27 protein-coding genes are annotated in these 24,703 nt (G+C 60.3%); 12 read left to right on the top strand and 15 right to left on the bottom strand.

Translation table 11 applies throughout. From position 1 onward, the window contains the following. The first annotated feature begins 7 nt into the window (after positions 1-7). The gene (locus tag AC0V6T_RS07090; RefSeq protein WP_007164071.1) at positions 8-199 is read left to right on the top strand and encodes a hypothetical protein; all 192 of its coding nucleotides are present in this window, start codon (positions 8-10) and stop codon (positions 197-199) included. 8 nt (positions 200-207) lie between these two features. Here AC0V6T_RS07090 and leuA read toward each other — a convergent pair whose 3' ends face one another. Next, positions 208-1,884, bottom strand: coding sequence for a 2-isopropylmalate synthase (leuA, locus tag AC0V6T_RS07085; RefSeq protein ID WP_486125536.1), 1,677 nt, complete (start codon positions 1,882-1,884; stop codon positions 208-210). Positions 1,885-2,217: 333 nt separating this feature from the next. On the opposite strand from leuA, the gene AC0V6T_RS07080 reads away from it, so the two are divergent. Then, positions 2,218-2,778, top strand: coding sequence for a YHS domain-containing (seleno)protein (locus AC0V6T_RS07080; RefSeq protein WP_486125534.1), 561 nt, complete (start codon positions 2,218-2,220; stop codon positions 2,776-2,778). 106 nt (positions 2,779-2,884) lie between these two features. Here the strand turns inward: AC0V6T_RS07080 and AC0V6T_RS07075 are convergent, their stop codons facing one another. Both AC0V6T_RS07075 and AC0V6T_RS07070 read right to left on the bottom strand, forming a co-directional pair. After that, the gene (locus AC0V6T_RS07075) at positions 2,885-3,316 is read right to left on the bottom strand and encodes a hypothetical protein (protein ID WP_486125532.1); all 432 of its coding nucleotides are present in this window, start codon (positions 3,314-3,316) and stop codon (positions 2,885-2,887) included. Between the two features lie 58 nt (positions 3,317-3,374). Beyond that, entirely contained in the window at positions 3,375-4,532 is a 1,158-nt protein-coding gene (locus AC0V6T_RS07070; protein WP_486125530.1) for an alpha-hydroxy acid oxidase, read from the bottom strand. Between the two features lie 286 nt (positions 4,533-4,818). Here AC0V6T_RS07070 and AC0V6T_RS07065 point away from each other — a divergent pair, with 286 nt between their 5' ends. Next, a complete protein-coding gene (locus AC0V6T_RS07065; protein WP_486125528.1) occupies positions 4,819-5,298 on the top strand; it encodes a YHS domain-containing (seleno)protein in 480 nt (159 codons plus the stop codon). A gap of 116 nt (positions 5,299-5,414) precedes the next feature. Then, positions 5,415-5,858: a hypothetical protein gene (locus tag AC0V6T_RS07060; protein WP_486125526.1), complete on the top strand. Its 444-nt coding sequence runs from the start codon at positions 5,415-5,417 to the stop codon at positions 5,856-5,858. A gap of 216 nt (positions 5,859-6,074) precedes the next feature. Here the strand turns inward: AC0V6T_RS07060 and AC0V6T_RS07055 are convergent, their stop codons facing one another. The 6 genes from AC0V6T_RS07055 to miaA all read right to left on the bottom strand — a co-directional run bounded on the left by AC0V6T_RS07055 (position 6,075) and on the right by miaA (position 11,711). Further along, a complete protein-coding gene (locus AC0V6T_RS07055) occupies positions 6,075-6,476 on the bottom strand; it encodes a hypothetical protein (RefSeq protein WP_486125524.1) in 402 nt (133 codons plus the stop codon). A gap of 43 nt (positions 6,477-6,519) precedes the next feature. Further along, the gene (locus AC0V6T_RS07050; protein WP_486125522.1) at positions 6,520-7,116 is read right to left on the bottom strand and encodes a DUF4329 domain-containing protein; all 597 of its coding nucleotides are present in this window, start codon (positions 7,114-7,116) and stop codon (positions 6,520-6,522) included. A 19-nt stretch (positions 7,117-7,135) separates the two neighbouring features. Further along, positions 7,136-8,155 (bottom strand): ketol-acid reductoisomerase, encoded by a 1,020-nt coding sequence (ilvC, locus tag AC0V6T_RS07045; RefSeq protein WP_486125520.1) that lies wholly within the window; start codon positions 8,153-8,155, stop codon positions 7,136-7,138. 58 nt (positions 8,156-8,213) lie between these two features. Next, positions 8,214-8,729: an acetolactate synthase small subunit gene (gene ilvN, locus AC0V6T_RS07040; RefSeq protein WP_486125518.1), complete on the bottom strand. Its 516-nt coding sequence runs from the start codon at positions 8,727-8,729 to the stop codon at positions 8,214-8,216. Between the two features lie 13 nt (positions 8,730-8,742). Beyond that, entirely contained in the window at positions 8,743-10,467 is a 1,725-nt protein-coding gene (ilvB, locus tag AC0V6T_RS07035) for a biosynthetic-type acetolactate synthase large subunit (protein WP_486128531.1), read from the bottom strand. A gap of 284 nt (positions 10,468-10,751) precedes the next feature. Further along, positions 10,752-11,711, bottom strand: a complete 960-nt coding sequence (gene miaA, locus AC0V6T_RS07030; protein ID WP_486125516.1) for a tRNA (adenosine(37)-N6)-dimethylallyltransferase MiaA — start codon at positions 11,709-11,711, stop codon at positions 10,752-10,754. On the opposite strand from miaA, the gene serB reads away from it, so the two are divergent. From serB to AC0V6T_RS07015, 3 genes are all read left to right on the top strand, one after another. Then, positions 11,704-12,630: a phosphoserine phosphatase SerB gene (gene serB / locus AC0V6T_RS07025; protein ID WP_486125514.1), complete on the top strand. Its 927-nt coding sequence runs from the start codon at positions 11,704-11,706 to the stop codon at positions 12,628-12,630. The genes miaA and serB overlap by 8 nt on opposite strands. Continuing rightward, complete coding sequence (locus AC0V6T_RS07020) at positions 12,627-14,504, top strand: acyltransferase family protein (protein ID WP_486125512.1); 1,878 nt, start codon at positions 12,627-12,629, stop codon at positions 14,502-14,504. Before serB ends, AC0V6T_RS07020 begins: the two co-directional genes overlap by 4 nt. 139 nt (positions 14,505-14,643) lie before the next feature. Further along, the gene (locus tag AC0V6T_RS07015; protein WP_486125510.1) at positions 14,644-15,468 is read left to right on the top strand and encodes a Coq4 family protein; all 825 of its coding nucleotides are present in this window, start codon (positions 14,644-14,646) and stop codon (positions 15,466-15,468) included. A 32-nt stretch (positions 15,469-15,500) separates the two neighbouring features. On the opposite strand, the gene AC0V6T_RS07010 is transcribed toward AC0V6T_RS07015, so the two are convergent. Further along, on the bottom strand, positions 15,501-16,187 hold the full coding sequence (locus AC0V6T_RS07010; RefSeq protein WP_486125508.1) for a nitroreductase family protein: 687 nt from the start codon (positions 16,185-16,187) through the stop codon (positions 15,501-15,503). 86 nt (positions 16,188-16,273) lie between these two features. Between AC0V6T_RS07010 and AC0V6T_RS07005 the strand changes: the two genes are divergently transcribed. After that, on the top strand, positions 16,274-17,065 hold the full coding sequence (locus AC0V6T_RS07005) for a Coq4 family protein (protein WP_486125506.1): 792 nt from the start codon (positions 16,274-16,276) through the stop codon (positions 17,063-17,065). On the opposite strand, the gene AC0V6T_RS07000 is transcribed toward AC0V6T_RS07005, so the two are convergent. Genes AC0V6T_RS07000 through AC0V6T_RS06980 form a run of 5 tightly spaced genes read right to left on the bottom strand, consistent with a single transcriptional unit; the run spans position 17,062 to position 22,003 of the window. Next, a complete protein-coding gene (locus tag AC0V6T_RS07000; RefSeq protein ID WP_486125504.1) occupies positions 17,062-18,312 on the bottom strand; it encodes a TCR/Tet family MFS transporter in 1,251 nt (416 codons plus the stop codon). The two genes, AC0V6T_RS07005 and AC0V6T_RS07000, sit on opposite strands and share 4 nt — an antisense overlap. Continuing rightward, positions 18,312-18,653: a DUF6122 family protein gene (locus AC0V6T_RS06995; RefSeq protein WP_486125502.1), complete on the bottom strand. Its 342-nt coding sequence runs from the start codon at positions 18,651-18,653 to the stop codon at positions 18,312-18,314. The genes AC0V6T_RS07000 and AC0V6T_RS06995 overlap by 1 nt, the downstream gene beginning before the upstream one ends. Further along, a complete protein-coding gene (purL, locus tag AC0V6T_RS06990) occupies positions 18,638-20,881 on the bottom strand; it encodes a phosphoribosylformylglycinamidine synthase subunit PurL (protein WP_486125500.1) in 2,244 nt (747 codons plus the stop codon). Before purL ends, AC0V6T_RS06995 begins: the two co-directional genes overlap by 16 nt. Positions 20,882-20,897: 16 nt before the next feature. Further along, the gene (locus AC0V6T_RS06985; RefSeq protein ID WP_486125498.1) at positions 20,898-21,572 is read right to left on the bottom strand and encodes a hypothetical protein; all 675 of its coding nucleotides are present in this window, start codon (positions 21,570-21,572) and stop codon (positions 20,898-20,900) included. 26 nt (positions 21,573-21,598) lie between these two features. Beyond that, positions 21,599-22,003 carry a DUF2177 family protein gene (locus AC0V6T_RS06980; protein WP_486125496.1) on the bottom strand — a complete coding sequence of 135 codons (405 nt, stop codon included), beginning with the start codon at positions 22,001-22,003 and terminating at the stop codon, positions 21,599-21,601. Between the two features lie 63 nt (positions 22,004-22,066). On the opposite strand from AC0V6T_RS06980, the gene AC0V6T_RS06975 reads away from it, so the two are divergent. The 4 genes from AC0V6T_RS06975 to AC0V6T_RS06960 all read left to right on the top strand — a co-directional run bounded on the left by AC0V6T_RS06975 (position 22,067) and on the right by AC0V6T_RS06960 (position 24,632). Beyond that, the gene (locus AC0V6T_RS06975; protein WP_486125494.1) at positions 22,067-22,336 is read left to right on the top strand and encodes an exodeoxyribonuclease VII small subunit; all 270 of its coding nucleotides are present in this window, start codon (positions 22,067-22,069) and stop codon (positions 22,334-22,336) included. A 1-nt stretch (position 22,337) separates the two neighbouring features. Beyond that, entirely contained in the window at positions 22,338-23,252 is a 915-nt protein-coding gene (locus AC0V6T_RS06970) for a polyprenyl synthetase family protein (protein ID WP_486125492.1), read from the top strand. Positions 23,253-23,300: 48 nt separating this feature from the next. Then, positions 23,301-23,813 (top strand): pantetheine-phosphate adenylyltransferase, encoded by a 513-nt coding sequence (gene coaD, locus AC0V6T_RS06965; protein WP_007164097.1) that lies wholly within the window; start codon positions 23,301-23,303, stop codon positions 23,811-23,813. Positions 23,814-23,924: 111 nt separating this feature from the next. After that, on the top strand, positions 23,925-24,632 hold the full coding sequence (locus AC0V6T_RS06960) for a peptidylprolyl isomerase (RefSeq protein WP_486125490.1): 708 nt from the start codon (positions 23,925-23,927) through the stop codon (positions 24,630-24,632). Positions 24,633-24,703 lie beyond the last annotated feature (71 nt).

The following is a 24,703-nucleotide window of genomic DNA, read 5'->3' as shown; positions in this document are numbered from 1 at the left end:
TTGAGGTATGAGCAAACACGATGAGTTGCGGCGACTGCGCGAAGATCTTCGCAAATGTGAGCTGGAAGCAGCGCGATTGAAGCTGGGCATTGCGACAGATTACCTGTCGCACGCCATCGAACACGTGGAATACGTGCAGTCGATCACTCCGCACACTCCGGTGTTGCGCGCGGTGGCCGGTTCCAAATCGGAGCGCTGAGAGCGTCCTTAGCCGACGGAAACAGCTGAGTTAGCAGCACTGAGCACGGCGCGGACGCTTGCGGTGGCAACGTCCTCGTCGATGCCGCAGCCCCAGACGGTCCGTCCGTCCGGATCGACGCATTCGAGATATGTCGCCGCATTTGCATCGGTGCCGCTGCCCAGCGATTGCTGGGTGTAGTCCACCACTTCGAGCTCCACGCCGAATACGTCGCGAATGGTCGCCATGACGCTGGAGATCAGACCCTTGCCGCGGCCCGATACACTTTGCTCGCGTCCTTCGACCGCGATCTTTCCGCTGAATACCCGCGTTCCGTCGCTAGCACGGGTTTCATTGTAATCGACCAGTTGGAAGTGCTTGTCTGGCGTCTGCACGTGGTAGGCGCCTTTGAATGCCTGCCAGATGTCCTCGGCGTTGAGTTCGCGCGAGCTTTCATCGGCAAGGCGCTGGACATGCTTGGAAAAATCGCGCTGCATGGCCTTGGGCAATTTCAGACCCTCGCGCTGTTCGAGCACCCACGCAAAGCCGCCTTTGCCGCTCTGCGAGTTGACACGGATGACGGCCTCGTAATCGCGCCCGAGATCAGCCGGATCGATCGGCAGGTAGGGTACGCGCCAGAGCTCATCATTTTGCTGGTCATGGGCTTCGAAGCCCTTCTTGATCGCGTCCTGATGACTGCCGGAGAAGGCGGTGTAGACCAGCTCGCCGCCATAGGGATGGCGCTGGTGGACGGGCAGATCATTGCAGTACTCAACCGTCTCGATCACGCGGTCGATGTCGGAGAAGTCTAGCCCCGGATCGACGCCCTGTGTGTACATGTTGAGCGCCATCGTCACGAGGCAGCAATTGCCCGTGCGCTCGCCATTGCCGAACAGACAGCCTTCGACACGGTCTGCGCCAGCCATCAGGCCAAGCTCGGCCGCTGCGACACCGGTTCCGCGATCATTGTGCGTGTGAAGCGAGATCACGGCGCGGTCGCGGTTCGGGAGATTGCGGCAGAAATACTCGATCTGGTCGGCGTAGATATTGGGCGTCGATGCTTCCACCGTGGCGGGCAGGTTGAGGATGATCGGATGTTCGGGCGTCGGAGCGAGCACCTGCATCACCGCCTCGCAAACCTCGATGCTGAAATCGATCTCAGCAGTGGAGAATGTTTCGGGCGAATATTGGAAATGCCAGTCAGTGTCGGGCCGCTTGGCGGCTTCGTCGCGCATGACCTTGGCGCCCTGCTTCGCGATCTCGCGCACCTCGTCCTTCGACATTCGGAACACGATATCGCGCCAGGCGGGGCTGACCGCGTTATAGAGGTGAACGATGGCTGCGCGCGCGCCTTCGAGGCTTTCGAAACTGGTGCGTATGAGGTCTTCGCGGCTTTGAGTAAGCACCTGCACAATCACGTCGTCGGGGATCGTGCCCGATTCCACCAGATGCTTGATGAAAGTGAATTCGGTCGCGCCGGCGCTGGGAAAGCCGACTTCGATTTCCTTCACTCCGATCTCGACGAGCAGATCGAAAAAGCGCGCTTTCTTCACCCCGTCCATCGGGTCGATGATCGACTGGTTGCCGTCGCGAAGATCGGTCGAGAGCCAGCGCGGCGGGCCTTCGATAACGCGCGAGGGCCACTGACGGTCGGGCAGATTAATCGGTGTGAACGGGCGGTACTTGTTCGCGGGATTTTTCAACATGGGATTGGCTTCGGCTCTCGTCTCGGATCGTAAGGCTGGTGCTGGCCCCTGAAGCGCTGGGCCGCACGCTTACGTCTTGCGCGCGCCGGCCCTATCGCGCCCAGGGGCGCGTAAGTCGTAGGAGAAGGGCCGGGTTGCCGAATGTCATACACACTGTGTTGCCGATCTTGAGCCGCCTTGCAAGCGGCGAGATGCTCCAGATTGTGCCATTTTTCGCATCGCTCGAAAATTCTTTGTAACTTCCAGGCGGCGCGAGGCGAATAGCACCATGTCACCGGCAAACAGGCAGCTGGCTGACACGAGTTTTGAATTACCCCGTAGGAGGATACCCCAATGAAAAAGTCCCTTTTTGCACTCGCCCTGCTTGCTACCACTGCCGCTTGCGGCGGTGCTGCGGAAGCTCCCGCCACCGAAGGCGACACTGTCGCTGCAACCGAAGCTAGCGCTGAAACCGGCCTCTACGCCGATCTCGGCGGAGATCCCACCGGCCCCGTCTATCGCGAAACCAAGGGCGATACGCTTGCCGTTTCGGGTTACGACGTGGTCAGCTACTTCACCGGCGACGGCGTCCCGGTCGAAGGTGCCGAAGACATCACCGTTCGTTACGAAGGATATGACTATCGCTTCGCAAGCGAAGAGAACGCCAACACCTTCATCGAAGATCCGGCGAAGTTTGCCCCGGCCTATGGCGGCTACTGCGCATGGGCGCTGGGTGCCAACGATGCGCTCGCACCGGGTGACCCTAACGTCTACGAGATCGTCGACGGTACGCTCTACCTGAACTTCAACGAAGATGTTCAGGGCCGCTGGCAGGCCGACATTCCTGGCTTCATCGAGAGCGCGGACGTGAATTATCCGACCCACTCGCCTGATGAGCACTATCAGGACTCGTAAGAGATAAAGCCCGATCGGGCTGGAGAGAGACCCCGCTGCTCGCACGAGTGGCGGGGTTTTTCATGTTGGGATTACGTCAAGAATTCCGTCGCGATGGCCGCCGCGATCAACCACACCGCGCGTCGCGGATCACTCCCAGATTGTCGAGCATCAGGTTGAGGCGCGGATTGGTGGGGTCGGGCCGGACATAGGGGCTCCCCGCGGGAATGAAGCGCACTTCGCTTGCGCCCGCAGCCACGGTCATGATCTGAGCACGCGTGGCATCGTCGGCGGGCTCTCCGATGAAGGGGCCCATCGCGTTTGCTCCGCAGGTTGCGCTTTGCGGGTCGGTTGCGGTGCCGGGTGAATAGGCGCCCTGCGCAGCGCCTTCGAGCGGAGCGGCGACAGTGGGTGCCACCGTCGCATCACCGCTTGGTTTGCCGCCATTGATGCGCGCGGCGAAGTCGTCGGCGCTGTTCGAGGTGTCGGCTTCGGGCTCCCCACAAGCGGCAAGCGCGAGCAGGGCGGGAAGGGCGATCATGGCAGAGAGCTTGTTCATTGCGTGTCTCTCGAGTGAAAATCCGTGGCAGCGCTAAGGCGCTTCTTCTTTTACAACATCATGACAGCGAACGCGCGCGCAATCGTTCCTGCGTCAGCTGATCGACGCTGGTGACACCCATTAGCCGCATCCCGCGCTCGATCTCGTCCTTGAGGATGTCGAGCGCGCGCGTCACGCCTTCTTCGCCCGCAGCAGCGAGCGCGAAGAGGTAGAGCCTGCCACCCGAAGCCGCGGTCGCCCCGCTGCTTATCGCCTTCAGGACATGGGTGCCGCGCCTGACGCCGCCGTCACAGATGATTTCGATCTCGCCGCCGACCGCATCGACGATCTCGGGCAGCTGGTCGAAAGGCGCGCGGCTGCCGTCCAATTGCCTGCCGCCGTGGTTCGAGATCATGATTGCGTCAGCCCCGATCTCGACCGCACGGCGCGCATCGCCCGCGCTCATCACGCCTTTCAGCACGAATGTCCCACCCCATTGCTCCCGGATCGCGGCGGCGGTCGACCAGTCCATCGAGGTGTCGAGCATCGTGTTGAAGTATTCCGCGATACTGACCGCCTCGCTCGACCCTTCGCTCACATGCGTGTCGAGGTTGGGGAGGCGGAATTTTTCTCGGAACAGGTAGTCCAATGTCCAGCGAGGGCGCGTCGCATAGCTCCAAACGCTCGCGGGCGTAAAGCGGGGAGGGGTGGTGAAACCGCTTCTCAGACACCGTTCGCGCTTGCCCGAGACGATTGTGTCGACCGTCAGAGCCATCGCATCGAACTTTGCCGCCTGGCATCGTTCGATCATGTGAGTGTTCAGCCCTTTGTCCTTGTGGACATAAAGTTGAAACATCTTTGGCCCGGAGGTGAGTGCGGCGATCTCCTCGATACTGCGCGTGGCAAGACTGGAGATACCGAACCAGAGGCCGTGCTTTTCCGCCGCTTTCGCGACCGCTGTTTCGCCTTGCCAGTGAAATGCGCGCTGGACCGCGGTTGGCGAAAGCATCAGCGGCAAGGCGCTCTTTCGGCCAAGGATGGTGCACGACGTATCGATCTCCGCCACTCCCGCGAGCACGTCGGGGACGAGGTCGACCGCATCATAGCTGGCCGTGTTGCGCGCTTTGGTCAGCTCGTCATCGGCAGCGCCGTCGATGTAATCGAACACAGGGAAGGGCAGCCGCGCTTTCGCCAGTTTCCGAAAGTCATCGATATTGTGGCAATCGCTAAGCCGCATGGGCGCCCCGTTCTGTTCTAGCCTCGCCTCGCGTCTTAGCCTTTGCGCGCCCGGTGTCGAGAGCATGCCGAAAGATGCGGCCTTGCAAATCTTTTTCGAATTTTTTGTGCGGCAGGTGTCACCAATCCGGGTGACCCCGCGAATGAACAGATGTGCGCGGCCAATGAGGTTGCCCAGCCGGACCAAATGCCAGTTCCCCCTAGCTGGCTAGCCCCTGACGACCCCTCCCGGCTCCCGGCATCTTGTTGGCCGCGCACGAACAGAATTCCCTTCAGGAGAACCCCCGATGTATCGCAAGTACCTCATGATCGCCGCAGCCGCGCTTGTCGCGCCGGTTGCTGCGGTTGCCCCCGCATTCGCTGATGGCGGCGTGTTTGTCGGCGTATCCGGCGAAAACGTAGCCCTCAGCGGCTATGACACCGTCAGCTACTTCCAGGGCGACGGCGTGCCCGTAGTCGGCAGCTCGCGCTTCATGGTCGAGCATAACGGCGCCGAGTTCCACTTCTCGAGTCAGGCCAACGCCGACCTCTTCGCTGCCAACCCTGACGCATACGCACCGCAATATGGCGGCCACTGCGCCTGGGCGATGAGCCGCGGCTCGCTCGCACCGGGTGACCCGACGCTCTACAAGATCGTCGACGGCAAGCTGTACCTTAACTTCAACGAGCAAGTTCAGCAGACGTGGCTCGGCGATATCGACGGTTTCATCGCGAAATCCGACCCTGCATGGGCGGCGATCCCCGATGGAAAGCGCTTCGGCCAGTAACCCCCTGCTAGCCCTGAAGCCCCCCCGTGGTGCCCGGCCTGTCTTACCCCTTTGACCCACAGGCCGGGTGCCGCCCCCAGAACACAACGTGACGAATATCAGAGAGGAAATACAAGATGAGCAAGACAACAAGTTTCGCAAAGATGCTGATGGTTGCCGGCGGTCTTGCCGCGGCGACAGCTGGTGCCCCGGCAATGGCCGATGCGCCATGCGGTCCGAGCGGCTTTTCGTCGAGCAGCGGCAGCTATTCGAGCGCTACTGAACGCCGCGCCGCTCGCGAAGAGCGTCGCCAGGCTCGCGCTGAGCGCAAGGCTGCTCGCGAAGCTGCATGCGCGGCTGCGGCATGCGCCGCCAATGCATGCGCTGCAGCATGTGATGCGTCCGCCTGTGCCCCTTCGGCATGTGCAGCCGCATGTGACGCGTCGGCTTGCGCAGCAGCTTGCGAAGCCTCGGCCTGCGCTGCTGCATGCGACGCCAGCGCCTGCGCCGCATCGGCTTGTGCCGCTTCAGCCTGCGCAGCGAGCGCATGTGAAGCTGAAGGTTGTGCACCCGCTGCCTGACGGGTGCGCGCTTGGGTGTGGCCGGGGGACGTTCCTCCTAATGCCTCGGTCACACCCTTTTTGACAAAGCGCCAACAGGCATCGCGTGAGGGCCAGAGGAACGGGCCCGACCGCAAACAGAAAACGCCCGCGGGACTGTTAGAGTCTCGCGGGCGTTTCCTCCTGCGAACGCTGGAACCTCAGGTCGGCACCGCGTCGCTTTTATCCTCAGGTCAATCAGCCGCAGAACACCTCGGTGATGGTGCTGTCCGCATCGGCGCGGATGTTCAGACGGTCTGGATTGGTAGAGCCTGCTTCGGATTCCGCTTCGACATCGACCTCTTCACCCGGCTCGATGAAACGCACGATCGCTTGCGGTTCGACCGCGTCAAGCAGAGCGGTGCGGCTTTCAAGGTTCAGCGTCTGACCCACAAAAGGCTGCGCCAGATTGGCGCGGCAGGCGCTGTCGACCTCACCCACTTCTTCAGCAGTGACTTCGGGTTCGGGGAGGGACCGTTCTACAGCGGCAACATCAACCGGCGCATCGGGCATTGGATCGGCGTCGGCACTGGTTGCCTCTCCGCAAGCTGCGAGGGAAAGCGGGAGCGCGGCGAGGGCGATAAGGGTGGGGGTTTTCATAGTCATTTTCCTAGCAATTCCTGAGATAGAGCAAAGTTCCAGATCAGCACTCTGATCGAGCAAACGAAAACCGCTCCTCCAATTGGGCGAGTGTATAGGTGTTTGCGATCATGTCACCCGGGCAGGGAACATAAGAGGGATCCTGCGTGAGGCATCCTTCGCCGCAAACCATGCGAGCGGTCGCCGTGTCATGGTCGATATGCCACAACCGCCCACCGGGTGTCGCGACATATCCGTCCATTCCGCTGGCAACATCGCTGCGGATGTCGATGGTTGAGGGGACTTCGCCGTCATAGGCTTCCGAGTGTTTGCCATGCGTGTGGAAGCTGGCGACCGGAACCATGCCGGGTTCGTCGAAATAGGCGATATTGCAGCTTGCCTGCTCACCAGGTTGCGAATTCGTTGCGCCCAGCTCTCCGTCGCGGGTCTCGAAAACGATGCCGCAAAGCTCGATGTCGCGTCCAAAGCTTTGAGGCTGGAGCGCGTTGAGTTGTTCTTTCGCGAAGGACTGCACTTGCGCTTGGGGGATGGTCGCAACCAGCCCGTCCGTGCCTTTCACATTCATGTAGGCCCGCGCCACGATCACAACGAATGCGAGCGCGCAGATGGCATAGATAATGCGGGTGGTGGACGAGTTCATACGCCCACCACCCGTGCCTTTAGTTCTTGGTCTTGTCGACCAGCTTGTTGGCGCTGATCCACGGCATCATGGCACGCAGCTCTGCGCCGGTTTTCTCGATCGGGTGAGCTTCGGCGCGCTTGCGGGCTGCCTTGAGTTCGGGCTGACCAGCGCGGTTGTCGAGGACGAAGTTCTTCACGAAGCGGCCCGATTGGATGTCGTCGAGCACGCGCTTCATCTCGGCCTTGGTCTCATCGGTGATGATGCGGGGGCCGGTGGTGATGTCCCCATATTCAGCCGTGTTCGAGATGGAATAGCGCATATTCGCAATGCCGCCTTCGTAGAGAAGATCGACGATCAGCTTGGTTTCGTGGAGGCACTCGAAATAGGCCATTTCGGGCGCGTATCCGGCTTCGGTCAGGGTTTCGAAACCGGCCTGGATCAGGTGGGTGATCCCGCCGCACAGCACGGCCTGCTCACCGAACAGATCGGTCTCGCATTCCTCGCGGAAGTTGGTTTCGATGATGCCGGAGCGGCCGCCTCCGACGCCTGATGCATAGGCGAGGGCGATTTCCTTCGCGCTGCCGCTCGCGTCCTGATGGACAGCGATAAGGCAAGGCACGCCGCCGCCGCGTTGGTATTCGGAGCGCACGGTGTGGCCCGGACCCTTTGGCGCGATCATGATGACGTCGATATCCTGCGGCGCTTCGATGAGGCCGAAGTGAATGTTGAGGCCGTGGGCAAAGGCAATCGCGCTGCCTGGCTTCATGTGGCCGGCGAGATCATTTTCCCAGATCGCTGCCTGATGCTCGTCAGGCGCGAGGATCATCACGACATCGGCCCACTTGGCAGCCTCGGTGTTTGAAAGGACCTTGAAGCCTGCATCTTCCGCCTTCTTTGCCGTGGCCGAGCCTTCGCGAAGGGCAATTGCCACTTCTGCGACACCGCTGTCGCGCAGGTTCTGGGCGTGAGCGTGGCCCTGCGAGCCATAGCCGAGCACGGCGATTTTCTTGGATTTGATAAGGCCAAGATCGGCATCGGCGTCGTAGTAGACTTTCATGAAGGTTCCCTCTGATTATTCCTGAATGAGTTGAAACTGTTTTGGCGGGGAAGGGCGCTCAGACCTCTTCGGCCCCGCGCATCATCCCGACCACGCCCGAGCGGCCGACGCTGACGAGGCCAAGCTCGCGCATAAGGGTGATGAAGCTGTCGATCTTGTCGGGCGCTCCGGTGAGTTCGAAGACGAAGCTGTGCGTGGTCGTGTCCACGACATTGGCTCGGAAAAGCTCCGCAATACGCAGTGCCTCCACCCGCGCGTCGCCTTTGCCCGCAACCTTGATGAGAGCGAGTTCGCGTTCGACGTGCGGGCCCGCCGTCGTCAGGTCGGTCACCTTGTGGACGGGCACCAATCGCTCAAGCTGCGCCTCGATCTGGTCGATCACCGCAGGCGGGCCGTTGGTGACGATCGTGATCCGGCTGACCGCGTGATCCTCGGTGATGTCGGCGACAGTCAGGCTGTCGATATTATAGCCGCGCGCGGTAAACAGGCCTGTGATCTTCGCAAGGATACCCGGCTCGTTATCGACCGTAACGGTCAAGACGTGCCGCTCGCTTTCGGCGCTCTGGATTTTCATCAGTCCCCCACTCCTAAACCAGGGCCTTCGCTTCGTCGTCCATGGTCCCATCGACGCTGTCGCCATAGAGCAGCATGTCGGTATGCGCAGCCCCCGACGGGATCATCGGAAGGCAATTGGCATCCTTGGCAACGCAGCAGTCGACGATCACAGGGCCATCATGGTCGATCATCGCCTTGATCCCGGCACCAAGCCCGGCTTCCTCGGTGATGCGGATGCCTTTCCAGCCATAGGCTTCTGCGAGAGCGACGAAGTCGGGCAGGCTGTCGCTGTAGGAGTTCGAATAACGGCTTTCATAGGTCAGTTCCTGCCACTGGCGGACCATGCCCATATATTCGTTGTTGAGAATGAAGACCTTGATCGGCAGGCGGTATTGCGACGCCGTGCCAAGCTCCTGAATATTCATCTGGATCGAGGCTTCTCCGGCAATGTCGATCACCAACGCATCTGGGCAACCCAGCTGCGCACCGATGGCCGCAGGCATGCCGTAGCCCATGGTGCCGAGCCCGCCGCTGGTGAGCCACTTGTTGGGTTCATCGAAGCCGAAATATTGCGCTGCCCACATCTGGTGCTGGCCGACTTCGGTCGAGACGATGGGCTTTCTGTCCTTGGTCAGCGCATAGAGCCGCTCGACCGCCTTTTGCGGCATGATTGCTTCGGGGTTCTTCTTCGAACGCTCTGGGTAAGCGAGACATTCGCGAGCGCGCCAGCCTGCGATCCGGGCTTTCCATTCGCCGAGATCTTGCGGTTTGCGTGCGCCCCATGCCTCAACCAATTGGCCGAGCACGGTCGCGCAGTCGCCGACGATCCCGATGTCGACGGGAACCGTCTTGTTGATCGAGCTGCGGTCGATGTCGATGTGGATCTTCTTGCTGTCAGGCGAAAATGCGTCGAGCCTGCCGGTAACCCGGTCATCAAAGCGCGCACCGACGCAGATCATTACGTCGCACTTGTTCATCGCCATGTTGGCTTCGTAAGTTCCGTGCATTCCCAGCATGCCGAGCCAGTCGGGATGCGTGTTCGGGAATGCGCCAAGCCCCATCAACGTCGAGGTTACCGGAGCGTTGGTCAGGTCCTGAAATTTGCGAAGCAATTCGCTTGCTTCCGACCCTGAATTGATGACGCCGCCGCCGGTGTAGAGGATCGGCGCCTGAGCGTTTTCGATCAGCTCGATGGCCTCCGCAATTTGTTCGGCGGGAGCAACCATCTGCGGAGCATATCGGTGCGAGCCGGGTGCGACGTAAGCGCTGCTTTGCGATGGCACCGCGATTTGGACGTCTTTCGGGATATCGACAACGACAGGGCCGGGGCGGCCCGTGGTTGCGATGCGAAAAGCTTCCTCGACCGTGGCAACAAGATCGGCGGGATCTTTGACGAGGTAATTGTGCTTGGTGCAGTGGCGGGTGATGCCGACAGTGTCCGCTTCCTGAAACGCGTCTGTCCCGATCAGGGCAGTGGGAACCTGTCCAGTGATGACAACCATGGGGATCGAATCCATGTAGGCATCGGCAATCGCCGTGACCGCATTGGTCGCGCCCGGTCCGCTGGTGACCAGCACGACGCCTGGCTTACCGGTTGCGCGTGCATAGCCCTCTGCGGCATGCCCTGCGCCCGCTTCATGGCGCACGAGGATGTGACGGATGCGCTCATCACCAAAAAGTTCGTCATAAATGGGCAGCACTGCGCCGCCGGGATAGCCGAAGACGAATTCGACCCCCTGATCGACCAGGCATTCCATCAACAAGGCGGCTCCTGAGCGCTGCGCCACTTTAATTCTCCTAGAAATGAAAACGGCCCGAGGCGGATATTCGCATCGGGCCGGTCAGGATATTCGTGTTCACAAATTCCCGGTCAGCCCGTTACCCCTACAAGAATGACAATAAGCATGACCGAAACCTCAAAAATGTTGTGCGCTACGCCGGGTAGCGGTTTTTTGTGACAAACCCAAGTGAGATGCCTTTCGCGGCCCGAAGGGCTCTCTTGAGAAGTGTCGCTATAGGTTCGAATATATCGCGTCAACAGTTAAGGTTGAAATAATCCTGCGAAAAGCGCTTCTACGTCGATATTTTGAGACTCGATCCGCTTCCAATCTTCCGGGCACTGATTGCGGAGCCACGTGAACTGGCGCTTGGCGTATTGCCGGGTCGATTGTGCGCCTGCCTCGATGGCCTCATCTTTGGTGGCCTCGCCGCGGATCAATGCGGCGATCTCCGGAACGCCGATGGCGCGCATGACAGGCAGTTCAGGAGAGAGGTCGCGAGCGAGAAGCGCTTGAACCTCCTCCAACGCGCCGCCTTCGACCATTGCGGCAAAGCGAGCATCGCAGCGATCATAGACCCACTGGCGCTCTGGCATCATTGCAACGGCGGTGAGCGCGACTTCGTCACCGATCCCTCCGGTCTTGGCCTGCTGCCAATCCCCGAGGGTCACCCCGGTTGATCGCTTCACTTCAAGCGCCCGCGCAATCCGTTGGCTGTCACCCGGTTCGAGCTCAGCGGCGCGTACGGGATCTTCGATCTGGAGCGCGGCGTAGGCAGTCTGCGTCTCCATCGCCCGCACGACTTCGCGAACCTCTGGCTCGATTTCGGGGATCGGCGCGATGCCTTCGAGCAAAACCTTCAAGTACATGCCGGTTCCGCCGACGAGGATCGGGACGAGGTCGTTTGCGTGACAATTCTTAATCTCGGCCTTGGCGCGCGCGGCCCAGTCAGCTGCTGAACAGGCGTCTGCGCCATCCCATGCGCCGTAAAGACGATGCTCGCAAACCTCGCGCTCTTCCTCGCTTGGGGCGGCTGAAAGGATCGGGATGTCGGCATAGACCTGCATGCTGTCGGCATTGATGATGACGCCGGTCCGGCCTGACTTTTCCAGCTTTTGGGCAAGGTCCAGCGCATTCGCGCTCTTGCCGCTCGCGGTTGGCCCTGCAATGAGCGCGAGAGGCCGCGCGTCAGCGGTGGTGTTAGGAGATTTCTTGGTGCTCATCGCGCGTCTGATAGCAGACCAATCGAAATGGGAAACACAGCGTGATGAAATGGACCGCGCCTTGCCGAACGGCGTCGGTCGCATTCACGCTATCGGTAGAGCGATAGCGCCGGCTCAGTTGCGGCCCGACTCTCTCGTAAAGTTGCCGATTTCACCAACCGTTCTGGAGATGCAGTTCCCGTTCGATGATGCTGGCCTCGCTCACAAGATAATCAAGACGCATTTCGCGCCCACAGACTTTCTGTACAGCGATGAACGCATCAGGGTCCCAAGTCTTTTCATATCCGACATGGATTCGACCATGATTGGTCAGGAATGCATCGATGAGCTTGCCGACTATGCTGGGCTCAAGCCTCAGATTGCAGAGATTACCGAACGTGCGATGCAAGGTGAGCTGGACTTCGAAAGCGCCCTCCGCGAACGGGTAGCATTGCTTCAGGGGCTCGATGAGAGCGCGATAGATCGCTGCCTTGCCGAACGGATTGCGCCCACACCCGGAGCCAAAACACTTGTTTCAACGCTCAAGTCGCTGGGCTGTCGCTGCGTTCTGGTGACGGGCGGTTTCCACCATTTCGGCGACCGTGTGGCTGAATGGCTCGGCTTCGACCGTGTGGTCGGCAACCGCCTTGAGGTCGCGGACGGCAAGTTGACCGGAAAGCTCGCCGGGCCAATCTCGGATGCGAGCACCAAGCTAGCGGCGCTTAGGCAAGAGGCTGAGCACCTCCCGGTTGGAGCAACGATCCTCGCAAGCGGCGACGGGGCGAACGACATTCCGATGCTGGAGGCGGCGCATTACGGCTTCGCCTATCGCGCCAAGCCGAAGGCGCGCTCCGCCGCGAATGGACGGGTCGACAGCGAAGACCTGACCGCGATCCTTTCGCTCCTTGGCATCGACCGTAAGGACTGGGTCGAGGATTGATCTCGGCTGCTCCACAACGCAGCGACTATCGCCCTGACATCGAAGGGCTGCGCGCGGTTGCGGTTGGGGCCGTGCTGCTCTTCCATCTAGGCTTCGAGACTGTCAGCGGCGGTTTCATCGGGGTCGACATTTTCTTCGTCATCTCAGGCTTTCTGATTGGCGGCATAGTCTTTCGCGAGATTGGGTCAGGTGAGTTCAGCCTTGGCGCTTACCTGACGCGCCGCGTGCGCAGGATTGTGCCGGTCATGCTCGTGGTGCTCGCAACCGTGACCATCGCGGCTTGTGCGCTGCTCCTGCCCAGCGAGCTCGAAGGCTATGCGTGGAGCCTGGGGTTTTCGGCGCTGTTCCTCGCCAACTTCCATTTCTGGCTCCACCGCGGCGCATATGCGGAGAGCGAGCATGAAGTGCTGCTCCACATGTGGACCCTGGGGGTTGAGGGGCAGTTTTACCTGATCCTGCCGTTGATCATCCTTGGCCTGATCCGCTTCGGGCGTGTGGGTGTGCTGGGTGGTCTCGTCGCATTGGCGTTTGCGTCGGCGGCTGCGTCGCTGCTGTATCCGGCGGCAAGCTTTTACATACTGCCAGCGCGGCTTTGGGAATTCATTCTCGGGATAATGATCGCGGTCGCGCCACTGCCGCTGGTGCATTTGCGCTGGGTGAGGGAGGTGCTCGGCGTCCTGGGAATGGCTTGCATCGCATACGCGGCACTCGCCTTTCATGTCGACACGCCATTTCCCGGTTGGCGGGCGGCGATACCGTGTCTCGGGGCGGCGGCTATCATTGCAGCGGGTTCGGGCGGGGACTCGCTGGTCGGCAAAGCTCTCCAGCTGCCGCCGGTCCGTTTCCTTGGGCGGATCTCTTACTCCCTGTATCTGTGGCACTGGCCCGTGATGGTCCTGCTCCTCCTAGGCATTCCGGCAAGCGAACTTGATCTGGTACTTCAACTGATCGCAGCGAGCATTTCGGTAGTTCTGGCCTTTTTGAGCTGGAAGTATGTCGAAGAACCGTTTCGCAAGGGCGGCGTTGGAAAGGCAGTGATCTTGCGAGGAAGCGCGGCAGTCACGGCCGGTCTGGTTGCGGTCGCGCTCGCTTTATCGTTCTCTTCGGGTTGGCCGCAGCGGCTTTCAGAGCGCGGGCAGGAGCTGTCTTCTTACATGGAGTATCCGCTCGATGAAGTGTTTCGCTCGGGCGAATGCTTCATTCACCATCGAAGCCAGAGTTTTGATGAAGAGGCCTGCCTTGCGCAAAGCGAAAGCAAGCCTCGCGTCCTCCTGATGGGCGACAGTCACGCAGCGCATCTGACACCGGGACTTGTCACAAGCTTTCCGGGCAGCGCAGTCAGCCAGGTCACTGCCGCTGGGTGCCGCCCGGTCATGGGGCAAGAGAGCGGGCCTTACCCATTTTGCGGCGCGCTCATGACCAAGGCCTTCTCCCAATACGCGGACGAACACGGCTCGGACTTGATCGTACTTGCCGGCCGTTGGGAGCAGAACGACCTGCCGCCGCTCGCAGCGACGCTTGATCAGCTTGTGCAAAAGGGCAGGGCCGTTCTTCTTGTTGGTCCCGTCGCTGAGTGGTCACAGTTTGTCCCGCGTCTTCTGACTTTGGCACATGAGCGCGGAGAGCAAGCGCAACTTGCCGATCGGATGCTGCTCGCGGAGCGCGCCGAATTAGACGCGGAAATGAGTGCAGTCGCATACAATTCGGGCGTCGATTATATTTCGATCTACTCAATGCAATGTCCGACCGATTGCGCGTATCTCACGCCCCGCGGAGTTCCACTCGTTGTCGACAACAGCCACTTCACGACCGAAGCAAGTTCAGTTTTTGCGCGGCAGATTGAGCACCCTGCCTTGGTCCGCGCCGTGAGGTGAGGGTCTGATGCGGTGGGGCGGGTGAATATGGGTCTTGATTGAGAACCTAATTCTGCTATTTACACAAGTGTAAGTAACAGGTGCTAGCGAATCCTCGATCGCTAAATCCCGCACCGAGCACGCGAGAAGGCAAGACGCCATGACCGACTATTCCGACCAGTTCGCCGCCGACGGCACCGTCCTGCGCGACCCGAACCGTCCTGCGCCGCGCTATTCCCTGCCGCGCGCGATCAAGAATTTTCGCCTTCTGATGAAAGACAAGGAAGATACGAGCCTTGTCTTCAAGATCTATGAATCGCTTCCTTCGAAGCAGTTCATGCCGCGCGTACAGAAGCTGACGCTGTCGCAGCATGGCGAGTATCTGCGCGAGACCGAACCGAACTTGCCCGAAATCCTCGACAATCACGCAGAGCTTCGCAAAACGCCGAAGGGTTCGCTCGCTCACGCTTACTGCGATTTTATGGAAGCCGAAGGGCTTACCGCTGCGGGTCTCGTTGCCGAAGCCGACAAGCTTGGTCGACCGAAGTACGACGATCTTGTTCAGTGGTTCGGCGACCGCTCGCGCGACACGCATGACCTCTTCCACGTGCTCACCGGCTACGGTCGCGACGCGCTTGGCGAGCAGTGCGTTTTGCTGTTCACGCACGGTCAGTCGCCAACACAGGGGCACCTGCTGATCGGCTATGCCGGCGCTGCGAACATCAAGAAAATGGTCTGGGGTTCAAAAGCTCCGGTGATGGGCGCTGTGCGTCAGGCGAAGGCCACTGGTCGCGGAGCACCGCGCCTGATCGATCAACCTATTCGCGAACTGCTGAAGCAACCAGTTGAAAGCGTGCGCAAGGCGCTGAACATTCCAGAGCCGACGCAATATCGCGAATGCCACCGCATCTGGCGCGAAGAAGGCATCGACCCGTACAACCTGCTCGCCAGCGAGAACACGCCGCAGGAACTCGCTTCCGCCTGATCTGCGTTAGGACGCAGGCAGAGAAACAGCCGCTAGAGCCAGCTTGCAATCTGGCTCAGCGGCTTTTTCTTTAGCGCATGCGCGGGCACGGTCGCATCTTCGGTCGGGCGGCCCACCACCACAATCATCAGCGGCTTTTCCCACTCTGGCCGGTCGCACGCTTCGCGCAGGAAACCCATGGGTGAGGGCGTGTGCGTGAGCGTCGCGAGCCCCGCCTCATGCAGCGTTGCAATCAGCATGCCGCAGGCAATACCAACGCTTTCGTTGACGTAGTAATTCTGCGTCTTGCCATCTTCCTCGATACCGCCCTTTCGTTGGGCGAAGACGACGATCAGGTAGGGCGCGGTTTCGAGGAAGGGTTTGTCCTCATCCGTGCCGAGATCCTTGAGCGCGCCAAGCCACTCATCGCTTGCCTTGGGATCATCGCCATCAACACCATAAAACCGTCGCTCCTCAGCTTCGGCAGCTTTGCGGATCGCGCGCTTCTTTTCCGGCGAGGATACGACGGCGAAATGCCAGGGCTGGTGGTTGGCACCGTTAGGAGCCGTTCCCGCCGCTTCGATCGCCGCTTCGATTGCCTCGCGCGGAACGGGCTCTTCGGAGAAATATCGGCAGGTGCGGCGCTCTTTCAGCCGGTCGCGCAATGCCTGTGCGCGGGAAACGCTTTCGTCATCGGGCAGGGCTTCCAGCAAATAGGGGACTGTGTCGTGCTCTCTCATAATATCCCTATTCCCGTTTCCGCGCCCCGATGGAAGTGGACTTTTAACTGACATGAATGTAAGTTGCATTTCAGGAGGAAGTTCAAATGGCCCTGATCGATCGTCCCCTCGTTGCCGACACCCGCGAGCTTACCGGGTTTCAGCCGCGCAAGGTACTCTATCACTTCGGTAAGCTGGTCGAGGACAAGGAGGACACCGAACAGGTCTTCCACATTATCGAGGCGACCAAGGGCAAGAAGAGCGTGCGCCAGGCGTGGGACTTCATCCAGTCGCCCGAAGGCCAGCACTTCCTCAAAACCGAAGTCGATATTCCCTCCATGCTCGACGACCACGACCGCTGGGCGGACCTGCCCGAGAACTCGGTGGGCAAGCACTACATGGCATTCATGAAGCGCGAGGGCCTTACCGCAGCGGGCCTTGTCGCAGAGAGCCACAAATGGGCGCCGCCAGCGGAACTGCCGCAAGACCTGACCCAGTGGTACTTCGACCGCCTGCGCGATACTCATGACCTGTTCCATGTCCTGACTGGCTATGGCCGCGATGCGCTGGGCGAGGCGTGCCTGCTTGGCTTCTCCTATGCGCAGAACCACAATCGCGGCGTGCAGTTCATCGCTTTTGCAGGCGCGCGTCAGATCAAGAAGGTCTCTGGCACCAAGGCACCGCTCTATGCGGCGGTACGCGAAGGCCAGCGACTTGGGCGCGCCGCGAAGAAGATCGCACATATGGATGTCGAGGCAGTCATGCGTGAAGACATCGGGGAAGCGCGGGCGCGGCTTGGGATCGGAAAGCCCGAAATCTACCGCGAATGCCTTCGCATCCTCGAAGCCGAGGGCAACGTCACGGCTGAGCTCACGCTGGTAAGCGCCGAAGCGGCCTAGGTTTCGGCGGGTTCGGGCGCTGCCTTGATCCGGGATATGTTCCAGGCAGCGATTCCAAGCGCGGTCGCTCCAAACAGAGCCGCCAGCAGGTAAGGCGCGCCCGGGAAATAGAGCCCTTCAGAATCAGCGAATGTGCCAAATGCGCGCGTCATGATCAGCGGGCCTATGATGCTGGTTATGCTCATGGTGCTCGCAACCGCGCCCTGCAATTCGCCTTGGGCGTCGTCGGCGATCCGCTCGCTCATCATCTGCTGGATCGCCGGAAATGCCATAGCGCCGAGGCTGCCAATGACGATGCCGATAATCATGAAATAGCCAGCAGGCGCGAATGCGAACATCAGGTTCGCTGGGAGCGAAATGATGAAGCCGATCAGTACAGTTCGCGCTGCGCCGATCCGCGCGATCACCATTCCCGTCAGCGCGCCCTGCGTAACCGCAACCATCACGCCGTACAGCGCGACGCTAAGGCCGATCTGTAGCGTGCTCCAGCCAAAAACCAGTTCGGTGTGATAGGCCCACACGGATTGGTGCGATTGAGCGGCCATCTGCATGAAGAATATCACCGTCAGAAAGCCGAACACGACCGGATGGCGTGCCATCTGGATCAGAGTACCGAGGGGATTGGCGCGCGTGATTGAGAAGCCACGGCGGCGATCTGAGGGCAGCGTTTCCTTCAGCAGCCAATATCCGGCGATCGCGCCACCAATGGCGAGCAAGGAGGCCGCGATGAATGGTAACCGCACGTCAATCGATCCGAGCAACCCACCGATACCGGGCCCGATGACGAATCCGGCAGCGCCTGCCGCGCCCATGATCCCGAAGAACTTGCCGCGCTCTTCCGGCTTCGCAACGTCGGCGATGGCAGAGTTTGCGGCGGCCCAGCTTGCTCCCATGATGCCCGATAGGATTCGCCCCACGAACAGCCAGAACAGGGTCGGAGCCCACGCCATGATCGCGTAATCGACGCCGAGCATGAATAGCGTGAACAACAGCACGGGCCGCCGTCCGAACCGGTCCGACAGCCCTCCGATTATGGGTGCGAAGGTGAACTGCATGATGGCGTAGGCGAACAGAAGCCACCCGCCAATCTGCGCCGTCTGGTCGAGCGTCTCGCCCGTCACTTCCTGAAGCAAGCCCGGAAGCACCGGTACAATCAGCCCGATCCCGACCATGTCGATGAACACGATCAGCGCGACGAAGAACAAAGTCGTCGTGTTTGCAGGAGGTTGGGCGGCTTGCTCGCTCATCAAAGCGCAGTCATCGCCAAACAGTCGCCCGCGTCAACACAAAGGTGCCACAGCGCACCAAGCCCGAACGCGCGCGCCCACCATCTGTGGATCAGAAGCATCAACGCATATGCGAGCGCCGCTTCCCAGCCGTGGAGCAGGTGAAAGCCGACCGAGCAGCGTCCCGGATCGAAAATCGGATCGGCGAGCAAATGGTCGAGGTCGATCAGGTTCGCCACAACCATCACAAGGCCCGCCCGTTTCCATTCGATACGCCATATGACGGCGGCGATCAGAAACGGGGCAAGGAAATGCCCGCCATAGTGCAGCGCGGGCTGGAGTAGCTCTATGCTTCCATCCACTTGGCGAAGAAGCTCAGATGCGCGGCGCGAAGGTCAGCGACGCTGACGCCGAGCAAGCGGTCGCCGCCGACCGTGCCGATCCGGTGGAATCCGACCATTTCGGCTTCAGGAATGTCAGGCCCTTCGGCGACCATGCGATTGAAGGCTTCGGCATCTTCTGGAGAGACGGTAAGGACATAGCGAGCCTGATCTTCACCGAACCACCATTGTGCAGAGGTGTAGCCTTCGTAGCCATCGACGAGGTCAGCACCAAGGTCACCGGCAAGCGCCATTTCGGCAAGTGCCACGGCAAGGCCGCCATCAGAAAGGTCATGAACTGCAGATAGCAAGCCAGCGCCGATCAATTTGCGCACGATCTGTCCGGCGCCATACTCGGCTGCGAGATTTACTGGCGGCGCGCGGCCTTCATCGCGGCCTTTGACAACATCGAGCCACATCGACTTGCCGAGATGCGAGCGGGTCGGATCGGGCTTGGCCCAGAATTCAGGTGCAAGCAGATAGATCGCGTCGCCTTCGCTCTTGAAGGCGGACGTTGCCATCTTCGATGCATCTTCGAGTATACCCACGCCGCCGATCGCGGGAGTGGGAAGGATCGCCGAGCCGCCGCCTGTCGCTTTGCTCTCGTTGTAGAGGCTCACATTGCCCGACACGATCGGGAAATCGAGCGTGCGGCAGGCATCGCCCATGCCTTCGAGAGCATGGACGAACTGGCTCATGATCTCTGGCCGCTGCGGGTTGGCGAAGTTGAGGCAGTTGGTGACGGCGAGCGGGCGCGCACCGACAGAACAAAGATTGCGATAGGCTTCGGCGATCGCCTGCTTCCCGCCCTCATAGGGGTCGGCAAAGACATAGCGCGGCGTGCAATCGGTGCTGATCGCGATTGCCTTTTCGGTGCCGTGGACACGCACGACGCTTGCATCGCCACCGGTCTGGATCGTGTCGGCCATGACCTGGCTGTCATATTGCTCGGCAATCCAGCTGCGCGAGGAAAGGTTGGGGCTAGCGAGCATCTTGAGCAGGTCCGCTCCGGGATCGTCGGTATCGGGCACATCCTGCATCGGCGCTATCTGCGCCCACTCGGCATATTCCTCCTTCGATAAGTAAGGGCGATCATACTCGGGCGCGTCAGCAGCGAGAGGGCCAAGCGGAATGTCGCACACAACCTCGCCGTTCCATTCGAGCACCATATGCTGCGTATCGGTGACCTCGCCGATGACTGCGAAATCGAGCTCCCACTTTTCGAAGATCGCGGCGGCCATCGCCTCCTTGCCGGGCTTCAGCACCATGAGCATGCGCTCCTGGCTCTCCGACAGCATCATCTCGTAAGGCGTCATTCCCTCTTCGCGGCACGGCACCTTGTCCATGTCGAGCCGGATGCCCGCCTTGCCATTCGTCGCCATTTCGACGCTCGAGGAGGTGAGGCCCGCTGCGCCCATGTCCTGGATCGCGACGATAGCGTCGGTCGCCATGAGCTCGAGACACGCTTCGATGAGCAATTTCTCGGTAAAGGGATCGCCGACCTGCACCGTCGGGCGCTTGGCTTCGGCATCTTCCTCGAAGTCCGCGCTCGCCATTGTCGCGCCGTGAATTCCGTCGCGCCCGGTCTTGGAGCCTACATAGACGATGGGGTTCCCGACGCCGGTGGCGGCGCTGTAGAAAATCTTGTCGGCGTCTGCGATGCCGACCGTCATCGCATTCACGAGTATGTTGCCGTCATAAGCCGGGTGAAAGTTAGTTTCACCGCCCACGGTCGGAACACCAACACAATTGCCGTAACCGCCAATGCCCGCGACCACGCCTTGCACAAGGTGCTTCATCTTGGGGTGGTCGGGCCGCCCAAAGCGCAGCGCATTCATGTTTGCGACCGGACGCGCGCCCATCGTGAAGACATCGCGCAGGATTCCGCCAACTCCGGTCGCTGCGCCCTGATACGGTTCAATGTACGAAGGGTGGTTATGGCTCTCCATCTTGAAGATCGCCGCCTGACCATCTCCAATGTCGATGACACCAGCATTCTCACCCGGACCGCAGATGACCCAATCTGCCTCGGTCGGCAGTTTCTTCAGGTGAAGGCGCGAGCTTTTGTAGGAGCAATGCTCGGACCACATGACCGAGAAAATGCCGAGCTCGACAAGGTTGGGTTCGCGGCCGAGGCCTGAAAGCACGCGTTCATATTCTTCGGGTGACAGGCCGTGCTGTTCGACGATTTCAGGAGTGATGTCGGTCATGTCTGGGGCGCATAGGCTAGAGCCCCGCCGCAGCCAAGCCACCTCTCTGCATGAAATATCGATTCTCCCCCACCCAGACCGCGAAACCGGTGATCACCGCAAAGGCTGTGAGCGCTTGTAGATAGAAGAACAATCCTGCTTGTTCCGGATGAGGTCCAAACCAGTTCACCATCTGCATCGCCAGCATCACCAGGATCAACAGGATCGGTTGCGCCACCGGGCCACGCGATTTGCTGCAATAGTAGAAGAAGGCGGCAAGTGTGATCCCGATCTCAAGCGGTATTGCGACCTCAGGGAAATTCCACAGGCCAAGACCATAGGTCTTTTCACCGCCAGCAATTGTCAGATCAGGCGCGTGGACAAGCCAATCGAGCGCCCAGTGCGACGCGACGACCAGTCCGGCGAGCAATCCCCCCGCCGCGCTTCGGTGCCAGATCGCGACAATCAGCGCAAAGCCAAGCGCCCACACGCCGGTCCCCGCCAAACTGTGTGTGAACGGGTAATAGTACAGGTCAAGCGGAACCATAGCGGTGGCCGTGGGATCGACTCGCATTTTCTCCACCCCGACAATCGCAAGCGTGAAAAAAGCCCAGTCAACAAGCTGTGCAGCCACGAAATATGTGCCCAGCTTTGGCCCACGAGAATAGGCTGCTGCGGCAATGAAAGCCGGTGCGAAATGCCCGATGAACATTGGAAAATCTTGCCCCCGATTTTTTCCTAGCTCGTGAAGCGCAAAGTCGCCCAAGTTGCAACAGCGCTTGCAGTGCCTGTCGCAAATGCTCCCCACATGATGTCTATGACGCTGATCTTGGTCGCCCAAACCTTTAGCACCGCTTGGCTGGTTAGATCATACGTCGCGTAACAAAGTGCGCCGAGAAGGACGCCATTGATCAGAGCGGTGGCAACCTGTCCGCTCTCCAGACCCGGCTTGATCGCAAAATATGTCATCCCCGCGAGGTAAAGGAAGTAGAATGCCACTGCCGGTGCAGCGCGGAATTCGTCTGCCATGATCTCGCCGATCACAGGGCGGTAGAAATTGTCGCCGGCCCAACGCAGCCAGACGGCATCGAGCGCGCCAAAAACGACGGCTGCGCAAGCATAGGCGATCAGAAACTTGGTCATTAGAAATCTCTCATTCGAAGGTGGCCTTGACCGCGCCCACGCGCAGCGTCAATGCAAGAACCCATGGATGAGGGAACGAGTTCCGGATCGGAACAGATGCAAATCAGCGACATGAGTTTCGAGCAAGCGCTTCAGGCGCTCGAAGAGATCGTCACGCAGCTTGAGCGCGGCGACGTGCCGCTCGACAAGTCTATCGACCTTTACGAACGCGGCGAGCGACTTCGTGCCGCCTGTCAGGATCGGCTCGATGCCGCGCAGGCCAGAATTGAAAAGATCGTAGCGGGTGCTGATGGTAAGCCCACAGGCACAGCGCCGCTCGACGGGGGCAACTGATATGGCTCTCGCAAGTGTCGAGAATGACGTGCTGGGTGATGCGCTCAAAAGGGTACAGGTCGAGATCGATTCCGTTTTCGACGCCTTTCTGCCGGTCCCACATGACACAAGCGCGAGGCTGGTCGAGGCGATGCGCTACGCCGCAATGGGCGGCGGCAAACGGGTCCGCCCGCTGTTGCTCGTCAGCACCGCGGAATTGTACGGAGTTGATCGGACTGCCGCTCTTTGTGCAGCAGCTGCTGTCGAAGCGATCCACGTTTACTCGCTGATCCACGACGACTTGCCGTGCATGGATGATGACGACCTTCGCCATGGTAAGCCTACGGTCCACAAGGTCTATGACGACGCGACAGCGGTTCTTGCTGGCGATGCGCTCCATGCGCTCGCTTTCGAAATCCTCGCTGACAGCCAGACCAGCGCCGATCCCTTCGTTCGCAGCGAGTTGATCGCAACGCTTGGCAAGGCGAGCGGTATGGGCGGTATGGCGGGCGGCCAGATGATGGACATGGTCGCTGATGAGGAGGGCGTCGAATACGACCTTCGGACCATCACCCGTTTGCAACAGTTAAAGACTGGCGCATTGCTGGCAGCAAGCGTCGAGATGGGCGCCATCCTCGGCAAGGTTGCCCCGGAAGGCCGCGCCCATCTTAGGGCCTATTCACGCGATATCGGGCTCGCGTTCCAGATCGCGGACGATCTGCTCGATGTCGAAGGTGACGCCGACAAGGCAGGCAAGGCGCTGCGCAAGGACGACGAGCAGGGCAAGCAAACCTTCGTCACGCTGATGGGCGTCGACAAGGCCCGCGAACAGGCCCGCGCTCTGGTCGATCAGGCGGTCGCGCATCTTTCCAGCCACGGTAGCGAGGCGGACACGTTGCGCGCGCTGGCACGGTTCATTGTCGAGCGGGACCGATAGGAGCACGAAGCCGGTCGACAGAATCCGGCGTTTCATGAGGACGTAGCTATGACCAGCCGCATCGGAATCTATCCGGGCACCTTCGACCCGATCACGCTTGGCCATGCCGATATCATCCGGCGCGGGTCCAAGCTGGTGGACGAGCTCATCATCGGTGTGACGACCAATCCGTCGAAGAATCCGATGTTTTCGACTGATGAACGCTTCGCGATGGTTGAACGCGAGGTGGCCGCGCTCGGCCTAGACAATGTGCAGGTGGTCGGATTCAACGCGCTTCTCGTGAAATTCGCGCAGAAACAAGGTGCAAATGTCATCATCCGTGGTCTGCGCGCCGTTGCCGACTTCGAATACGAGTATCAGATGGCTGGCATGAACCAGCAGCTGGATGAGGATATCGAGACCGTATTCCTCATGGCGGATGTCTCGCTTCAGCCGATCGCATCCAAGCTGGTGAAGGAGATCGCTCTTTATGGGGGCGACATCACCCCCTTTGTCAGCGCGCCAGTAAAAGACGAGGTGATCGCCCGCGTCGACAAGATCGGGCGCAAAGGCGATTACTAGAGCTGGTGACGGCAGCGCACTCATTCATTGAAGTGTCAGCCTGCGACCGTTAGACGCTTCAACCTGACTTTTCTCATTGCAACAAGACCGTTCGGACCCGTGAAGACACCCATGTTCAAGAAGACCCTCGGCTCGCTCGCCGCACTCGCCGTTCTTTCGGCCTCATCCGCTGCTTTCGCACAGGAAGTGGACGAAGCGCTCAAGGACAACCGCGACGAAGGTGCCATTGCCGATGAAGTCAACTCGCGCACTTTCCCACCGGTTGAATTCGACGCTAGTGTAAAGCCCGATAATATCTGGGTGCTCGACCTGTCGAATGGCGAGCGGGTGAAGATCCGCCTTATGGAAGAATGGGCGCCCAAGCATGTCGAGCGCATCAAGACGCTGACCAAGGAAGGCTTTTACGACGGCGTGGTGTTCCACCGCGTGATCGATGGCTTTATGGCACAGGGCGGCGATCCGACCGGTACGGGGCAGGGCGGCTCGCAGCTTCCTGACCTTGAGGAAGAATTCAATCCGATGCCGCATGTTCGTGGCACTCTTTCTATGGCCCGCGCGACGGATGAAGACAGCGCGAACAGCCAGTTCTTCATCGTGTTCTATCCGCGCTTCAGCCTCGATAAGCGCTACACCAATCTTGGCCGTGTGATCGAGAACATGAAGGCGGTCGATGATATCAATCGCGGAGAGCCGCCGCAGAATCCGACCCGCATTTTGCAGGCATCGCTTGCCAGCGACAACAAGCCTCCGGTGGCAGCTGCTCCCACGGCTCAGCCTGAACAGGATATCACTGCCGATCTGTTGAACGCTCCGCTTTAGTAAGCGGCGCAGCGTTAAGCTTGGGCCGGAGTGCCAAGCGGCCTAGGCCGCGCACAGGCTTTGCCAACCAT

The sequence above is a fragment of the Erythrobacter sp. S158 genome, assembly GCF_057364915.1.
Note: the sequence above shows the minus strand (reverse complement) of the source record. Positions and strands in the feature narration are given on the sequence as shown.

What these genes read in the sequence shown, in the direction of transcription:
- miaA (WP_486125516.1), bottom strand. Translation starts at nt 11,711, where the DNA reads ATGAGCACCAAGAAATCTCCTAACACCACCGCTGACGCGCGGCCTCTC.
- AC0V6T_RS07050 (WP_486125522.1), bottom strand. Translation starts at nt 7,116, where the DNA reads ATGAACTCGTCCACCACCCGCATTATCTATGCCATCTGCGCGCTCGCA.
- ilvC (WP_486125520.1), bottom strand. Translation starts at nt 8,155, where the DNA reads ATGAAAGTCTACTACGACGCCGATGCCGATCTTGGCCTTATCAAATCC.
- AC0V6T_RS07000 (WP_486125504.1), bottom strand. Translation starts at nt 18,312, where the DNA reads ATGAGCGAGCAAGCCGCCCAACCTCCTGCAAACACGACGACTTTGTTC.
- AC0V6T_RS07090 (WP_007164071.1), top strand. Translation starts at nt 8, where the DNA reads ATGAGCAAACACGATGAGTTGCGGCGACTGCGCGAAGATCTTCGCAAA.
- AC0V6T_RS07080 (WP_486125534.1), top strand. Translation starts at nt 2,218, where the DNA reads ATGAAAAAGTCCCTTTTTGCACTCGCCCTGCTTGCTACCACTGCCGCT.
- AC0V6T_RS06960 (WP_486125490.1), top strand. Translation starts at nt 23,925, where the DNA reads ATGTTCAAGAAGACCCTCGGCTCGCTCGCCGCACTCGCCGTTCTTTCG.
- ilvN (WP_486125518.1), bottom strand. Translation starts at nt 8,729, where the DNA reads ATGAAAATCCAGAGCGCCGAAAGCGAGCGGCACGTCTTGACCGTTACG.
- purL (WP_486125500.1), bottom strand. Translation starts at nt 20,881, where the DNA reads ATGACCGACATCACTCCTGAAATCGTCGAACAGCACGGCCTGTCACCC.
- AC0V6T_RS07070 (WP_486125530.1), bottom strand. Translation starts at nt 4,532, where the DNA reads ATGCGGCTTAGCGATTGCCACAATATCGATGACTTTCGGAAACTGGCG.
- AC0V6T_RS06970 (WP_486125492.1), top strand. Translation starts at nt 22,338, where the DNA reads ATGGCTCTCGCAAGTGTCGAGAATGACGTGCTGGGTGATGCGCTCAAA.
- AC0V6T_RS06975 (WP_486125494.1), top strand. Translation starts at nt 22,067, where the DNA reads ATGGATGAGGGAACGAGTTCCGGATCGGAACAGATGCAAATCAGCGAC.
- AC0V6T_RS07010 (WP_486125508.1), bottom strand. Translation starts at nt 16,187, where the DNA reads ATGAGAGAGCACGACACAGTCCCCTATTTGCTGGAAGCCCTGCCCGAT.
- leuA (WP_486125536.1), bottom strand. Translation starts at nt 1,884, where the DNA reads ATGTTGAAAAATCCCGCGAACAAGTACCGCCCGTTCACACCGATTAAT.
- AC0V6T_RS07015 (WP_486125510.1), top strand. Translation starts at nt 14,644, where the DNA reads ATGACCGACTATTCCGACCAGTTCGCCGCCGACGGCACCGTCCTGCGC.
- AC0V6T_RS06980 (WP_486125496.1), bottom strand. Translation starts at nt 22,003, where the DNA reads ATGACCAAGTTTCTGATCGCCTATGCTTGCGCAGCCGTCGTTTTTGGC.
- AC0V6T_RS07060 (WP_486125526.1), top strand. Translation starts at nt 5,415, where the DNA reads ATGAGCAAGACAACAAGTTTCGCAAAGATGCTGATGGTTGCCGGCGGT.
- AC0V6T_RS07065 (WP_486125528.1), top strand. Translation starts at nt 4,819, where the DNA reads ATGTATCGCAAGTACCTCATGATCGCCGCAGCCGCGCTTGTCGCGCCG.
- AC0V6T_RS06985 (WP_486125498.1), bottom strand. Translation starts at nt 21,572, where the DNA reads ATGTTCATCGGGCATTTCGCACCGGCTTTCATTGCCGCAGCAGCCTAT.
- AC0V6T_RS07055 (WP_486125524.1), bottom strand. Translation starts at nt 6,476, where the DNA reads ATGAAAACCCCCACCCTTATCGCCCTCGCCGCGCTCCCGCTTTCCCTC.
- AC0V6T_RS07005 (WP_486125506.1), top strand. Translation starts at nt 16,274, where the DNA reads ATGGCCCTGATCGATCGTCCCCTCGTTGCCGACACCCGCGAGCTTACC.
- ilvB (WP_486128531.1), bottom strand. Translation starts at nt 10,467, where the DNA reads ATGGAATGCCTGGTCGATCAGGGGGTCGAATTCGTCTTCGGCTATCCC.
- AC0V6T_RS07075 (WP_486125532.1), bottom strand. Translation starts at nt 3,316, where the DNA reads ATGAACAAGCTCTCTGCCATGATCGCCCTTCCCGCCCTGCTCGCGCTT.
- coaD (WP_007164097.1), top strand. Translation starts at nt 23,301, where the DNA reads ATGACCAGCCGCATCGGAATCTATCCGGGCACCTTCGACCCGATCACG.